Source organism: Globicatella sulfidifaciens DSM 15739, assembly GCF_900167405.1.
Classification (GTDB): domain Bacteria; phylum Bacillota; class Bacilli; order Lactobacillales; family Aerococcaceae; genus Globicatella; species Globicatella sulfidifaciens.
In genome coordinates this window covers 48,286-62,897 of record NZ_FUWO01000006.1, presented here as the reverse complement: position 1 = coordinate 62,897, position 14,612 = coordinate 48,286, and the positions used below count along the sequence as shown (strand labels likewise).

Annotated in this window: 15 protein-coding genes and 1 pseudogene; 8 read left to right on the top strand and 8 right to left on the bottom strand. The window is 33.5% G+C overall.

Features of this window, described 5'->3' with window-relative positions:
* Positions 1-17: 17 nt before the first annotated feature.
* The 3 genes from B5D12_RS04550 to B5D12_RS10020 are packed head-to-tail and all read left to right on the top strand — an operon-like array spanning position 18 to position 2,930.
* Complete coding sequence (locus B5D12_RS04550; protein WP_078755700.1) at positions 18-446, top strand: MarR family winged helix-turn-helix transcriptional regulator; 429 nt, start codon at positions 18-20, stop codon at positions 444-446.
* Positions 439-2,694: an ATP-binding cassette domain-containing protein gene (locus B5D12_RS04545; protein ID WP_078755699.1), complete on the top strand. Its 2,256-nt coding sequence runs from the start codon at positions 439-441 to the stop codon at positions 2,692-2,694. The genes B5D12_RS04550 and B5D12_RS04545 overlap by 8 nt, the downstream gene beginning before the upstream one ends.
* A 56-nt stretch (positions 2,695-2,750) precedes the next feature.
* Positions 2,751-2,930, top strand: coding sequence for a hypothetical protein (locus B5D12_RS10020; protein WP_143412037.1), 180 nt, complete (start codon positions 2,751-2,753; stop codon positions 2,928-2,930).
* Between the two features lie 169 nt (positions 2,931-3,099).
* Here the strand turns inward: B5D12_RS10020 and B5D12_RS04535 are convergent.
* The 6 genes and pseudogenes from B5D12_RS04535 to B5D12_RS04510 all read right to left on the bottom strand — a co-directional run.
* Positions 3,100-3,338: pseudogene (locus B5D12_RS04535) on the bottom strand (relaxase/mobilization nuclease domain-containing protein); the annotation flags it as partial.
* A gap of 1 nt (position 3,339) precedes the next feature.
* Positions 3,340-3,696: a plasmid mobilization protein gene (locus B5D12_RS04530; protein WP_078755697.1), complete on the bottom strand. Its 357-nt coding sequence runs from the start codon at positions 3,694-3,696 to the stop codon at positions 3,340-3,342.
* A 328-nt stretch (positions 3,697-4,024) separates the two neighbouring features.
* Positions 4,025-5,485 carry a VapE domain-containing protein gene (locus tag B5D12_RS04525; protein WP_200802993.1) on the bottom strand — a complete coding sequence of 487 codons (1,461 nt, stop codon included), beginning with the start codon at positions 5,483-5,485 and terminating at the stop codon, positions 4,025-4,027.
* A 147-nt stretch (positions 5,486-5,632) separates the two neighbouring features.
* The gene (locus B5D12_RS04520; protein WP_019034265.1) at positions 5,633-5,995 is read right to left on the bottom strand and encodes a plasmid mobilization protein; all 363 of its coding nucleotides are present in this window, start codon (positions 5,993-5,995) and stop codon (positions 5,633-5,635) included.
* On the bottom strand, positions 5,988-7,088 hold the full coding sequence (locus B5D12_RS04515; protein ID WP_078755696.1) for a site-specific integrase: 1,101 nt from the start codon (positions 7,086-7,088) through the stop codon (positions 5,988-5,990). The genes B5D12_RS04520 and B5D12_RS04515 overlap by 8 nt, the downstream gene beginning before the upstream one ends.
* A 1-nt stretch (position 7,089) precedes the next feature.
* On the bottom strand, positions 7,090-7,284 hold the full coding sequence (locus B5D12_RS04510) for a hypothetical protein (protein ID WP_019034263.1): 195 nt from the start codon (positions 7,282-7,284) through the stop codon (positions 7,090-7,092).
* A 262-nt stretch (positions 7,285-7,546) separates the two neighbouring features.
* Between B5D12_RS04510 and B5D12_RS04505 the strand changes: the two genes are divergently transcribed.
* Positions 7,547-7,990, top strand: a complete 444-nt coding sequence (locus tag B5D12_RS04505; protein ID WP_078755695.1) for a helix-turn-helix domain-containing protein — start codon at positions 7,547-7,549, stop codon at positions 7,988-7,990.
* Positions 7,991-8,071: 81 nt separating this feature from the next.
* Entirely contained in the window at positions 8,072-8,257 is a 186-nt protein-coding gene (locus tag B5D12_RS04500; protein WP_078755694.1) for a glycine zipper domain-containing protein, read from the top strand.
* A 227-nt stretch (positions 8,258-8,484) separates the two neighbouring features.
* Here B5D12_RS04500 and guaA read toward each other — a convergent pair whose 3' ends face one another.
* Both guaA and coaA read right to left on the bottom strand, forming a co-directional pair.
* Positions 8,485-10,026 (bottom strand): glutamine-hydrolyzing GMP synthase, encoded by a 1,542-nt coding sequence (gene guaA / locus B5D12_RS04495; RefSeq protein ID WP_078755738.1) that lies wholly within the window; start codon positions 10,024-10,026, stop codon positions 8,485-8,487.
* Between the two features lie 31 nt (positions 10,027-10,057).
* A complete protein-coding gene (coaA, locus tag B5D12_RS04490; protein ID WP_078755693.1) occupies positions 10,058-10,990 on the bottom strand; it encodes a type I pantothenate kinase in 933 nt (310 codons plus the stop codon).
* Between the two features lie 352 nt (positions 10,991-11,342).
* Here coaA and mvk point away from each other — a divergent pair, with 352 nt between their 5' ends.
* The 3 genes from mvk (at position 11,343) to B5D12_RS04475 (ending at position 14,598) form a co-directional block, all read left to right on the top strand.
* Positions 11,343-12,347: a mevalonate kinase gene (mvk, locus tag B5D12_RS04485; RefSeq protein ID WP_234982911.1), complete on the top strand. Its 1,005-nt coding sequence runs from the start codon at positions 11,343-11,345 to the stop codon at positions 12,345-12,347.
* Positions 12,348-12,430: 83 nt separating this feature from the next.
* Positions 12,431-13,423 (top strand): diphosphomevalonate decarboxylase, encoded by a 993-nt coding sequence (mvaD, locus tag B5D12_RS04480; RefSeq protein ID WP_143412036.1) that lies wholly within the window; start codon positions 12,431-12,433, stop codon positions 13,421-13,423.
* A gap of 11 nt (positions 13,424-13,434) precedes the next feature.
* The gene (locus B5D12_RS04475) at positions 13,435-14,598 is read left to right on the top strand and encodes a phosphomevalonate kinase (RefSeq protein ID WP_078755691.1); all 1,164 of its coding nucleotides are present in this window, start codon (positions 13,435-13,437) and stop codon (positions 14,596-14,598) included.
* The last annotated feature ends 14 nt before the right edge of the window (positions 14,599-14,612 follow it).

The following is a 14,612-nucleotide window of genomic DNA, read 5'->3' as shown; positions in this document are numbered from 1 at the left end:
TACTTTGAGGTGAATTTATGGATTTAAAAAGAGCAATTATGGAACTACAATGTGAAATGGTGGCAGAAAGGAATTCAGTCAATCCCAAAAATATATCGTGGTTACAATATGATATATTAAGTCAGATAAAAAAACTAGAAAAAATATTGCCCTCAGATTTAAGTATTATTTTAGGAATATCAAGAACAAAACTATCAAAAGCTTTAAAAGGTCTAAAATCTAAGGGATATATTGCACAATTTCCTAATAAATTAGATGGCAGAGAGCTATATACTACACTTACTGATGAAGGAAACAAACTTCTTGAGGACATAGAAAAAAAACATACTTCTATTTTTGAAATTGCGTCTAAATCTTTTACAAAAGAAGAGCAAAAATACTTTATACGACTATCAAATATACTATCTAATGAATTGAGAAAGAATAGGTTAGAGAAAGATGAATGATTTCATTTATGTAGAAAAGGCTAGAACGAACAACTTAAAAAATATTACTATGAAAATTCCTAAGCATCGAATTGTTGGTGTTACTGGAGTTTCTGGCTCAGGAAAATCTTCATTCGTATTTGATACGATTGCAGCAGAGTCTCAACGACTATTGAATGAAACATATTCCGCATATGTTCAAAACTTACTTTCTAAATATAAAAAGCCAGATGTTGATTCGATATCTAATCTTCCAGTTTCTTTAGTTATTGATCAAAGGAGGATTAGTGGAAATTCAAGGTCAACAGTTGGGACAGTTACCGATATATATTCAGACTTGAGATTACTTTATTCAAGACTTGCTAAACCTTTCATCGGATATTCTATGAAGTATTCCTTTAACAATCCTGAAGGAATGTGTAAAAATTGCCAAGGATTAGGTATTATTAGAGAAATAGATATCAATAGATTAATTGATGTTAATAAATCCTTAAATGACAATGCCATAAAATTTCCTACATTTCAAAATGGAGGATGGAGATTAACCCGTTATACAGAATCAGGCTATTTTGATAATGATAAAAAATTATCTGATTATACTAAAAAAGAATTAGACATGCTTTTAAATTCGCCAAAAATTAAGCCTAAAAATCCTAGTAAGAACTGGCATAAGACAGCTAAGTATTATGGAATTATTCCTCGTATTATGGAGACTTTTGTCAATGTTCAAGATCCTCAATATCAAGAAGATTTAAAAAGGATTTTAATAACAAAGACTTGTCCAGTATGTCATGGAGCAAGACTTAACAATGAAGTTTTAAGTGCCAAGATAAAGGATAAGTCCATTGCAGACTGTTCTAATATGGATATTCGTAGTTTGTATGAGTTTATAGATGGCATTAAAGAAGATAAAGTTAATGAGATTATAAAAGCATTGAAAGAAAAGTTAACCAGCCTTTTCCTTGTTGGCTTAGATTATTTAAAAGTAAATCAAGGAACAAAAACCCTATCTGGTGGTGAATCTCAAAGAATAAAAATGGTTAAATATCTTAACAGCTCACTATCAGATGTTCTATATATTTTTGATGAACCAAGCGTAGGTCTTCATCCAGAAGATATTAAGGGAATAACAAATATTTTTAAGAGTCTAAAAGATAAAGGGAATTCTGTTTTGTTTGTCGATCATGACCAAGACATGATAAAATGCTCAGATGAAATTATAAATTTTGGAGAAGGCGCAGGAGCAGATGGTGGTAAGGTTACCTTTCAGGGTTCTTACAAAGACTTATTAAAATCCAATACTATAACTGCTAAAGCATTTACAAAAGATCATCAAATTAATAAGAGTAGAAAAAATTTCAAAGGATATTATACTTTAGAAAATGTGTCGAAAAATAACATAAAGAATATATCGGTGAAAATTCCTGAAAATGCGATAACCCTTGTAACTGGTCTTGCAGGTTCAGGTAAAAGTACCTTAATAAGAGAAATCTTTACAAGTAAATATCCAGAGTCTATTGTTTTAGACCAGAGTTTGCCACAGGCATCAAGTCGGTCAAATATTATCACTTATTTAAATATATATGATGAAATCAAGAAGCTCTTTGCAAGAGAAAATAAAGTGAATAAAAATCTCTTTTCAGTAAGAGGAGAAGGTGCTTGCCCGGAATGTAAGGGAAAAGGAACGATAAAACTTGATTTAGCTTATTTGGGAGACTCTGAACACATGTGTGAAAAGTGTGGTGGTAAGGGATTTAATGATAAAACTCTTTCGTATAAATATAGGGATAAAGATATTAGTGAGATATTTGATTTGTCAGTGAAAGATGCTAAAGAAATATTTTTTGATAATCCCAAAATAAGTTTAGTTTTAAATTCCTTAATGAAATCAAATTTATCATATATTAAACTTGGACAGACCTTAGATACTTATTCAGGGGGAGAACTTCAAAGATTAAAAATTGCTCAAATGCTTAATAAAAAAATAGATGGAATCATTATCCTAGATGAACCAACAACAGGACTTCATGAAGCAGATATTGATAAGTTAATGGACCTAGTTCATGATTTGATAAGAGTTGGTAATACGTTAATAATTATAGAGCATAATTTATCAGTAATAAGTCAAGCAGATTGGATAATAGATCTGGGTCCTAAAGGAGGTAATCTTGGAGGGAAATTATTATTTCAGGGTTACCCAATAGATTTTATTAGATGTACAGAATCTTATACTTCTAAGAATTTAATAAAGTTTGTGGAGATTTATTAAACTAAGGTACTCTCTTAGTATAAAAGAAATAGATTTATTAATAATAAGTGATGTAAATGAAAGATAAATTATTTTCTAAACTGAATAAAGAAGCGATTATATATTATGGGGATCACATATACAATATTTCAGCTTTAACTAGAGATGAATATGAAATTATCAGTGGTTCTGTATTGAAGCGTAAGAGAGAATTTTGTACAGGTAGATATTTTTCACATGAAGCTTTGGAAAAATAAATTTTTTGATAGTTCATCTGGAGAGGTAGCCAAATAACACTACCTCTCCACCTCTTTTCCATAATAATTTTCATAGTTTTCCTACACTGAACAAAATCAGAAAATTGTTCTTTATTCAAAGAATACTCTTACATAAGTGTGTTCTTTTTTTGCATAATCCCATTCAATTTTCATAAGCTTTTATAATATTAACTTCTCCTGGTAGAAAAGATTGGATTAAGTGTCTAGCCAGAACTGTAACTTTAGTATCATTATCTTCTCTAGTTTTCATAAACTGAATGAAGGGAATAGATAGATGACATTTGAATGAAGATACCAAGATTTTTTCATCAGTTTTTCACTCTTAGTTATATAATTTATTGCCAAATTTAGAGTTGATTTTATAGGATGTATTTTTGTAATTGCCATACTAATCACCAGAACTTTCTTTTGATTTATTAAGAAGCAGGGAATGGATCTGCCATATTTCTCTTGATAATTTTTCTATTTTTTCTCTCATATAATCAATATCTTTCTTGTAAATAACAACGGTTGTGTTAGTTGCTTTTGCAATCTGGTTTATATTATTTGTTGCATTTGAAAGTAACCATTGGAGATCTCTAAATGGTTCTAGATCTACAATATAAATTTCTTTTTCCAACACACATTTTCTAAGAAAGTGGGACATTGTTTTACAATTTGCAAGTTTCATTTTCTTTTCAAATATTTCTTTTTCTTCGTCTGTTAAATATATTTTAAGTTGATTTTTTCTTGTTCTATTATCCATAATTTTCTCCTTTGCTTATATCTTTTGGGGTCTTAGGGTTCTCCCTAACAAGGTAAAAATCATAAAATTATATAGCCTTAAAAACTATTGATTTTTTGATTTTTTCGTAAGTGGGTACTCACTTACTGTGCTTGCTATTAATAACAAGTCTTTAATCTAATTCCCCATAATTTTCCAAATAGAAATTAATAAGTGTAACTGTAACTTATAAAATAAAAACTTCAAAAATTAGGCAAGCTTGTTTTAAGAGTCTGTGTTTACCCCTTATTATCAAGCCATTAATTTATGTAATCCTAATTTAAGAAGATTTATAACGATTGGTTACAGGTTACAAAGTTACATTTGTATCTTTCACTTGTTTTGCTGTATCTATTTCTAATTGATTTTCTTTTTGCCATTCTTCTGGCAACAAATTCTTATCAACTTCTATAAAGTCATTTTTGTTTTCTGTTTTCTTTTCATAATATAGTTTTACTGGAATTGAGACTCCACTTGGTGAAATTCTCTGGGTCTTTGATGACCTAATTGGAATCCAGTCTTGGAAATAATTATCCATAATCTCTGAAAAAGATTTTGATTTTATTTGGTAGCCTTGCATGGTTAGTTCTTTGAAACAAGTTATATTTGGATCTGCACTTTTCGGCTTATATTCTTCTAAGAAATACCTAATGTCTTCCACATCTGGGTTTAGATATTTAAACTTTTCTTGTTCTTTATACAAGTCTTTTAAAAGATTTTTTGGTATAGTCCATGCATAAGTCTTGTTTTTAAAGATTTCATATCCCAAGGCTAGAGCCTGATTAAAATCTTCTCTTATGCGTGACATATATTCTTTGTCTGAAAGTTTTTCATTGTGATTTTTATCTGGATATATAGTCCTTATTCTTTGATTCGGGTTACATTCAACAGGCAAATATCTTCTTTCTCCAGTATGGTCATTAAGAAAAGTTCTTTCATTTAATGTGCCTATGAATATACATGTCCTAGGCACATCTGTTGCATATTTTTCGTAGGGTATTCTTATCCTATCGCTTAATTTTGATAAAAAAGATTTAGCTTCATTAGCCGATTTTGCATTTCTTAAAGCAACAAATTCTTCAATTTCAACGACAGTTTTACCCATAAGGTTCATGACGGCATCCTTACCTTGAATGTTTTCAATTGTACAAAACCAATCATCTGTTATGGACAAGTATCTTGCAAAAGTCGATTTGCCTATACCTTGTCCCCCAACTAAAACAATCATCTCATCAAACTTAGATCCTGGATTGAAAATTCTTTTTATCATACCTAATATCATATGTTCCATTATCCAATTGTTAAGTTCTGTATCATCCGCTCCCAAATACCTTGGTAAAAGTTTTCTAATGGCATTTTTATCTCCATTCCATTTTAAATTTTGAAGATATTGCTTTGGCGGACTCACTTCATATTGATGAGCTACAAATCGAATAGCTTCCCACATTTTGTTGGTGTTATAATTAATTCCAAAATGTTTTTCTATCTCTAAGCCTAGTCTATTATTTAAAGAATCATCCCAAAGTCGTATTTGATTTTCCTTTATATTTCTTTCTCCAATAATTTTCCCCTGGAATTTTATTTCATTGGTAAATTTATCAAAGAATATTTGTCCATCAATGATTTTTTGGTTTTGACAATATTTGGGATTTAAAATCGCTGTTACAATATTCCCAGTAATTTGTCTAACCATCCCCTTATCTGTAGTTTGTAAATCTAAAAAGGCATAAGTCTGATCTATTTCCGGGAATTTTAATTTAAAATCTGTCATAAGGCTTACTCCTTTTCTTTTTATAACCATTTAATCTCTTTTTTGTTTTATATTTGTTTTCCATTTTATCCTCCTGTCTGGTATAAATAAGACTCCTGTGGTAAAATGAACTTGTCTAGAGAACACTTCTCACAGGAGTGTATGCCTTTACTTTTTGTAGTAGGGGCTTTTTTCTTTTTTGATTTCTTCATATATTTCTAAAATATAAATTAAAATATCAACTTCATCGTCATTTAGTTTTCCAAACTTTTTAATAACTTTTGCTAGTTGAAATATCTCCTTGGCTATATTATCAGAAAGTCTGTAATCACTTACTAACTTAACCTCGTGATTTAATAACATTTGTAGAAAATAATCTTGTTTTTTAAGTCCGCTTATTGCAATCTTTTTGTTTATTAGGTCATATTCTTCTTCAGATACTCTAAAATTTAAAATGCGATTTCTTTTTCTATTTTTCTCTTTATTTCTAGTTTTTTGTGAAATTTCATCTAATGAATGTCTTCTAAACATCTTTCCAATCATTTGCCTTATTATTTCTCACTTGTGTTAAAGACAGAGCCATTTCTTTTTGCTTACTAGGGAAGAGATGAGCATACCTATAGGTGATGTCAATTGATTCATGTCCAACCCTATCAGCTATTGCCGTTGCTGAAAATCCTAATTCAATTAGAAGCGAAACATGTGAATGCCTTAAATCGTGTATTCGAATTCTTTTTACTTGAGATTTCTTAGATCCTCTATCCATTTCATGGTGTAGGTAGCTCTTAGAGAAATTAAATATTAAGTCTTTTGCTTTTAACTTATAAAAACTGTCTATATATTCTTTAATCTCTTCAGTTAAAAATTCAGGCATAACTACTGTCCTTATACTCTTTTTAGTCTTAGGAGCAGTTATTACATTTTTCCCATCGATTCTTTGTAAAGATTCATCAATTTTTAATGTATGCCTTTCAAAATCAAATTTCTCTTTTGTTAAGGCTAATAATTCTCCCATTCTAAGACCACACCAATATAAAAGTTCAAAAGCATAGAATGATTCAGGTTTATCTTTTATAGCTTCTATAAATCTTTCGTATTCGTCTTGAGTCCAAAAGAGCATTTCATCAGCTTCTTTTTCACCCATAGAACCGACATCACGAGCAACATTAGTTTTTAAATTGTAGTACCTACAAGCATGATTTAAGATACTAGATAACTGGGCATGAATAGTTCTCAAATAAGTAGGAGAGTAGTTCTTCCCATTCTTATCCTTAATCTTCATAAGCTCATTTTGCCATTGAATGATGGTTACATTATTAATCTCATTAAGCATTAAATCACCAATATATGGAAGTATTTTTTGATTTACAATTGCTTCTTTTGTCCTCCAAGTATTTTCTCTTATTCTTGGTTTTCTATCCCTCTTGTAAAGTTCAAAAAACTCCCTAAAGCTCATCTCAATTGATTCAGAATATTGATTTAAAAATTCTTGTTCCCATTTTAATGCTTCTTTTTTTGTTGAAAATCCGCGTTTTTTCTTAGTTAATTTTTCACCTTTCCAGTTGGTGTAATTAAATTTACAAAACCAAGTCTTGTTTCCACTTTCATCTCTAAATGCTGGCACTCTAAACCTCCTTTGTATTTGTTGGTTTATAGCAATACTTTTCCATAAAGTATTCTCTATTTACCTTTCCTCTTTGCACACGATAGCCTAATTTAAGTAGATCTTGATTCATATCGTTTATTATCTGATATGCTGTTGTCCTACTTACATCAAGAAATTCTTGTACATCTCTTGCATTCATAAAAATACCTTTCATAATGTCCTCCTTTTATAGTTTGTAAGGTTCTACATCCTCAAAAAAGGCGAGCATTAATTTATATGTCTTACAATTTACGTTCAATATCGAACGGTATGTATATATAATAACAGTTCATATTTGTTCTGTCAAGTTTTTTCTATATATTTTTTTCTAAAATATTCAGATACTTGCAGACATTTATAACAGAACAGTTTTGTTGAGCTTTTGTTCATTTTGTGATAAAATATTTATAGTTATTGTGAGATAAGGAGGAGTTAGTTTGATTTCTGGAGAAAAATTAAAAAAGTTAAGACTTATGAGAAACTTAACTCAAAAAGAACTTGCGATTAAGTCTGGTTTGACAGATGCTGCCATAAGAAATTATGAACTTGGAAATAGATCCCCAAGTAAAGAGCAGTTACAAAAAATATCTGAAGTGCTTGATTGCGATATATCAGCATTGATCGATCATGAACCTAATTCTATTTTTGAAATAATGCACATAATTTTTGATTATGAAAAAGACATGAAGTTTAGGCCTTCAACAGGCGATGGAGAGATCACTGGACTCTTATCAAATGATGTAGACTTCAATAATTTTCTAATAGAATGGAATGAAATGAGGAAGAAACATTACAACGATGAATTAACAGACGAAGAATTTGAAGATTGGAAATTATCTTACCCTAAAAAATCAAGATTTTTGAAGAGAAGTAAAGAATAATGCAAATGAATAGAAGATTATTATTCAGTAAACCGAAATTTAGAGGAGACAACATATACTATAAGTAAGGAGGATTTTAATATGAAAAATGATAAAGATAAGGATAACAAGATTGCAATGGGTGTATCTCTTGGATTAATATTTGGAGCTGCAATAGGTGCAGCAAGAGGCAATATTGGATTATGGATAGCAATTGGAATGTGTATAGGTGCAGGTGTTGGGGCGGCAGTTGGAAGTAGTAATAAAGACAATGAAAACAAGAAATAGTCTTATGAATCCTAATTTGCTCAAATTTCACTTAAAAATATATGCTTTGAATTACACACAATAAGACCGCAGCTTGAAAACTACGGTCTTATTTTTTGCCCAAATGTAAACCACTTGGAACTATTATTTAGTTTATTCTTTTTTACTTCCAGTACCATTTGAGTACCAGCAGCCATTTTTCATTCTCTATATAGCTTGTAATTAAGCCATTTTAGAAAATTTTGCTACTATTCCCATTCAATCGTAGCGGGTGGTTTACTTGTAATATCGTAAACTACGCGGTTGACGTGGCCTACTTCATTGACGATACGGGCACTGATTACTTGTAATACTTCCCATGGGATGCGTGCAAAGTCACTAGTCATACCGTCAATTGAGGTGACAGCACGAATACCAATTGTGTAATCATAAGTTCTGCCATCGCCCATTACGCCGACACTGCGGATGCCTGGTAAGACAGTAAAGTATTGCCATACATCGCGTTCTAAGCCAGCTTTGGCGATTTCTTCACGTAAGATGGCATCTGATTCGCGCACGATTTCTAATTTATCTTCTGTAATTTCACCTAAGACACGGATTCCTAATCCGGGTCCTGGGAATGGTTGACGCCATACAATTGAGTCTGGCATCCCTAAGGCTGTCCCTAAGGCACGAACTTCGTCTTTGAATAAGGTATTCAATGGTTCGATTAATTCAAATTGCATGTCTTCTGGTAATCCACCGACATTGTGGTGTGATTTAATCGTTTGAGCGGTTTTAGTACCTGATTCAATAATATCGGTATAAAGCGTTCCTTGTGCTAAGAAGTCCACGCCTTGTAATTTAGACGCTTCGTCATCAAAGACATAGACAAATTCATTACCGATAATTTTACGTTTTTGTTCTGGGTCGCTAACGCCTGCTAATTTATTTAAGAAGCGTTCTTTAGCATTAACACGAATAATATTTAAGCCAAATTTTCCACCTAAAGCTTCCATTACTTGGTCGCCTTCGCCTTTACGTAATAAACCATGATCAACAAAGATACAGGTTAATTGATCGCCAATGGCTTTTTGTAATAAGACACCTACAACTGAGGAATCTACGCCTCCAGATAAGCCTAGTAAGACTTTGCGGTCCCCCACACGTTCTCTAATTTTGGCAATTTCAATCTCAATGAAGTTTTCCATTGACCAGTCACCTTTAGCTTCACAAATATTGAAGGCAAAATTACGCAACATTTCATTCCCATGGATACTGTGACGTACTTCTGGGTGGAACTGTACACCATAAATTTGGCGTTCTTCATTTTCAAAGGCAGCAAATGGGGTATGGCTATTACTTGCGGTAACTGTAAATCCATCAGGTATTTGAGTAATTAAATCACCATGGCTCATTAAGACATTTTCAGATTCACTTAATCCAGCAAATAAGCCTGTTTCGGTATTTTTCACCTCAATGGCAGCTGTTCCGTATTCCTTTTTAGTACCCGGTTCAACTTTTCCACCAAATAAATGGGTCGTCAATTGCATACCATAACAAATTCCTAATACTGGAATGCCTAAATCAAAAATGGCTTTATCAACGGTAAAAGCATCTTCTGCATATACGCTATGCGGTCCACCTGAAAAGATTACTCCGATAACATTACCTTCTGCTTTAATTTCTTCAGCAGTGGTGTCATTAGGTAATAATTCACTAAATACGCCAAATTCACGTAATCGGCGTGTGATTAATTGATTGTATTGGCTCCCAAAGTCCAAAACGACAATCTTTTCCATTTCTGTCATTGTTTGTGTCACAATTTTTCCTCCAAATTAATTAATATTTTCGTACAGCAATTTTATCAACATAGTAATTAGTAGTCTTATGGATGACTACATCGGCACGATCTCTTGTTGGTAAAATGTGTTCGTTAAGATTGACTAAGTTTACCTCACGCCATACTTTTCTAGCGTATTCGTGAGCTTGATTGCGTGGCCATTTACTCATCTCATGATAGTAATTGTCCGGTTCTTGTTGTGCCAAATCCATTAACATATCAAATCGTTCAATATACCATTGACGAATTAACTCTTGTTTGGCATCGACATAAATTGATAAATCAAAAAAATCACTGACATAGATTTCTTGATTTTGTGGTAATTGTAGAACATTAATTCCTTCAATAATCAAAATATCAGGATTTTGAATCAGTTCGTATTCGTCTTTCACGATATCATAAATATAGTGTGAATAGACGGGATATTGGACGGGTTCATCACTAACTTTTACCTGTTTAATAAAGTCTAATAATAATTGCATATTATAGCTTTCAGGGAATCCTTTACGCGACATCAGATTGCGGCGTTCCAATTCAGCGTTAGGATACAAAAATCCGTCTGTTGTCATATAGTTAATCGTTAAATCGGGATAGAACTGTTCTAATAATTGGGTTAAAACACGTGCTGTGGTACTTTTTCCCACGGCGACACTCCCACAAATACCAATAATGAAAGGTGGCAAGGTTTTGCGAACAGGTTCTTTTGAGACTAAAAAGGCCCGTTTTTCCTTCAAAAGACGAACTTGATTTTGGTAGACCATATCAATATAATCTACTAATGGACCGTAAACTTCTTTCACATCTTTTTGTGATAAGCGGTCGTTCAATGATACCAAGTCAGACAATCGTTCAATAGTATAAACGGATGGCCCATTTTGATGTAATTGTTGCCATTCTGCCCGAGTAAAGTTTTGAAATAATGGTGACTTCATTCGATTTTCCTTTTTCTACATATTTTGTTATAATCTTAATGTTATCAATGTCAAAATACAATTGATAAGCACTTGCTTTTCCATTGTAACATAAAATATTTATTCTTTCGCAAAAAAGTGGTTATTTTTTATCGCTTTTTTAGAAAATTATCGTTATTATATTGAGAGTGGGTCAGTACTCGAAAATGAGCTTGTTTTTTCAATGTCTGTCCGTACCATCAATCAATCGATATCAAACCATTCCATCGGATACCATTTGATATCATTCAAGTACAATACTTAAAATAAATACTATAAGCTTTGGAAAGTTTATTTAATTCTGACCAGATGCTTAAATTTAGGAGGTTTTTCGGTGTCAATCGAGCAATTCGAATCGTCTGAGTCGATAAAGGAAAGTCAAGTCCCCCTTCATGATCAAGACTCACGCGAAATCGGAGTTGGTACCGCTCATAGTAAAATTATATTAATGGGTGAACATGCGGTAGTGTATGATTATCCTGCTATTGCGTTGCCTTTTCCTGCCGTAAAAGTGAAAACAACTGCACGTCATTCTAATCGTGATTATATAGAACTAGATTGCCAATATTTTGTTGGAGATATTTCAATGGCTCCTAGCATTTTATTAAATATTGTCAAAGCGATTGAATTAACATTAGAAACTTTTGAGTTAGGACAACCCTCTTTATCGATTAAAATCATCAGTGATATCCCACAAGAACGTGGGATGGGCTCGTCCGCTGCAGTGTCAGTTTCAGTAGTTAGAGCGATTGCTGATTTATTCAAGGTTGAATTATCAGATTACCAATTACAATTTATCGTTAACCAAGCAGAAGTGATTGCCCATCAGTCAACCAGTGGGATTGATACTTTAATGACCAGCAGCGCTCAACCGATTATTTATCGCAAGAGTTTGGCTCCCCATCATTTCGAATTAAACATTCCAGCCTATTTAATCGTGGCCGATAGTGGTCAAGCAGGACAAACACGTTCAGCAGTCCAACATGTGGCAGAGTTACGTAAACGTAAACCACTTTTTGTTGATAATTCAATGAAAACGATTGGACAATTTGTTCATCAGGCTTATCAAATGATTGCTCAGAAAAATGTTATCGAATTAGGACGTTTAATGACTTATAATCATTATTATCTTAACCAATTAGGGGTCTCGAATACCCATATCGATAAAATCGTCAATGCCGCTTGGATGGCTGGTGCTTTAGGTGCAAAACTAACCGGTAGTGGACGCGGAGGCTGTTTAATTGCCTTAGCAGAATCGAAACAAAAGGCCCGTAAAATTGCACGTGCCATGCGTGAAGCCGGGGCTGTTCAAACGTGGTATTTAAATTTAGAAAGTTAATAAGAATAGATTTGTAGACTTTTGGTTAGTGTGTTCGTGCGTACAATTAAAGGTCTGCATTTTTTTATAAAGGAGGAATTCTTTTGTCTAAGAAAATAGGTTATTATCGTGCCAATACCAATATTGCCTTAATCAAATATTGGGGAAAACGCAATAAAGAATTATTTTTACCGATGACCAGTAGTTTATCATTAACCTTAGATGCTTTTTATACCGATACCAAGGTCACGGTCGATTCAAATTTATCTCAAGATTATTTTACTTTGGATGGCATCGCCCAAAGTTATTCTGATACTCAAAAGGTATCAAAATTTGTCGATTTATTCCGCCACCTAGCGGGAAGCCAAGAGCATGTTTATATTGAAAGTGTCAACCACGTCCCAACTGCTGCGGGTCTAGCATCTTCTGCCAGTGCTTTTAGTGCCTTAGCTTGTGCACTGAATCAAGCTTTTAATCTTAATTTAGATCAACGGACTCTTTCCACTTTAGCCCGTCAAGGTTCCGGTAGTGCGAGTCGTAGTTTATTTGGTGGGTTTGTTGAATGGCATAAAGGTGAAGGCGATAACTCCGATTCAAGTTATGCAGAACAAATTGCGGATGCTGACTGGGATATTGCGATGTTAGTAATTGTGATTAATGATCAAAAGAAAAAAATTAGTAGTCGTGTCGGTATGGAACATACCATCCAAACTTCACCCTTTTTTGCTTTATGGCCACAAGAAGTTGAAAAAGACTTAGCCCTTATTAAACAAGCTATCAAGGATAAAGATTTTAAAACTTTAGGTGAAGTCACTGAACATAATGCAATGAAAATGCATGCCACAACGATTGCTGCCAATCCTTCGCTTACTTATTGGGCACCTGCTTCCATCACCGCTTTACAAGCTGTGCAATCGTTACGTGAGGACTTAGGTTTTGAATGTTACGCTACCATGGATGCCGGTCCAAATGTGAAAGTCTTATGTCGTAAAAGTGAAATCGATGCCTTATCTAAACAATTATTAACACATTTTAAACCCGAACAGCTAATCAAAGCTTTTCCAGGTGAGGCACCGCGACCATTACCAATCGATTAGGAGATTTTAAAATGCCTTATAAAGACTTGTTATTAGAAACATTAGAAATAGAGAGTGAACAGACTTTTGTCACGCAAACCGTCTCCACCCCAGGAAAATTATATATCGCTGGGGAATATGCGATTTTAGAACCGGGACAAGCCGCTATACTAGTGGCATTAGACGCTTACTTGTCTTGCACGATCCGTTTAGCTACTGATAACTTGTCTGGAACTTTACAATCCACAACCATTCAAAATGAGCCTTTCAACTATACGCGTTCTTCCCATAATCAACCGGGTCTAATGCCTGGTGCTATGTGGCCGAAACGTTGGGCTTATGTTTTAAGTGCCATTGAAACCGTTGAACGCCTATTAGTTGAATTAAATCGTCCTTTACAAAATTATCATATTCAATATGAAACCGATTTGGAAGCTGAAAATGGTCGTAAATATGGTTTAGGCTCTAGTGGTGCCGTCACTGTCAGTACGATTCGGGCATTATTACGTTTCTATGGTTACTCAGCCCATCCATTGATTATCTATAAATTAGCAGCGATTGCTTCATTAAAGGTTTCAACAAAGGGAAGTTTTGGTGATCTGGCTGCCAGTGCTTATGGTGGTTGGATTTATTATCAATCTCCTGATCGTCAATGGCTAGCCGAACAAATTGCAGCAACACCTTCTTTAACCCAATTACTAACTAAAGATTGGCCGCAGTTGGTAATTCGCCATTTAGCTGTCCCTCATTCTGTTGACTTGGTAATTGGCTGGACGGACGCGCCGGCTTCCACGGATGAATTAGTCCATCATTACCAACAAAATCGTGAAACCGAAAGTGACGTCTATCAACAATTCCTAGTCAATAGTCAGGCGACTGTGCAACAATTAGCCCAAGATTTAGAAAGAGGCGATGTGACACTCATTCAAAAAGGAATTGCCAAAGCGCGTCAATTATTAAGAAAGATGACCCACTATTGGCAACTGCCACTTGAAACTAATCATTTAACTCAATTAATTGAAATCGCCCAATCGTATCAATATGAAGCAAAATCGTCTGGTGCCGGTGGTGGCGATTGTGGCATTGCAATTGGTTCGTCTCATTTAAATCGTCAAGAATTGTTGAACAGTTGGAAAGTTGCTAATATCATTCCGCTCCCTTATCAGGTTACAAAGCCTTTCCAGGAGAGTGAATAAATCAACGAATTTTA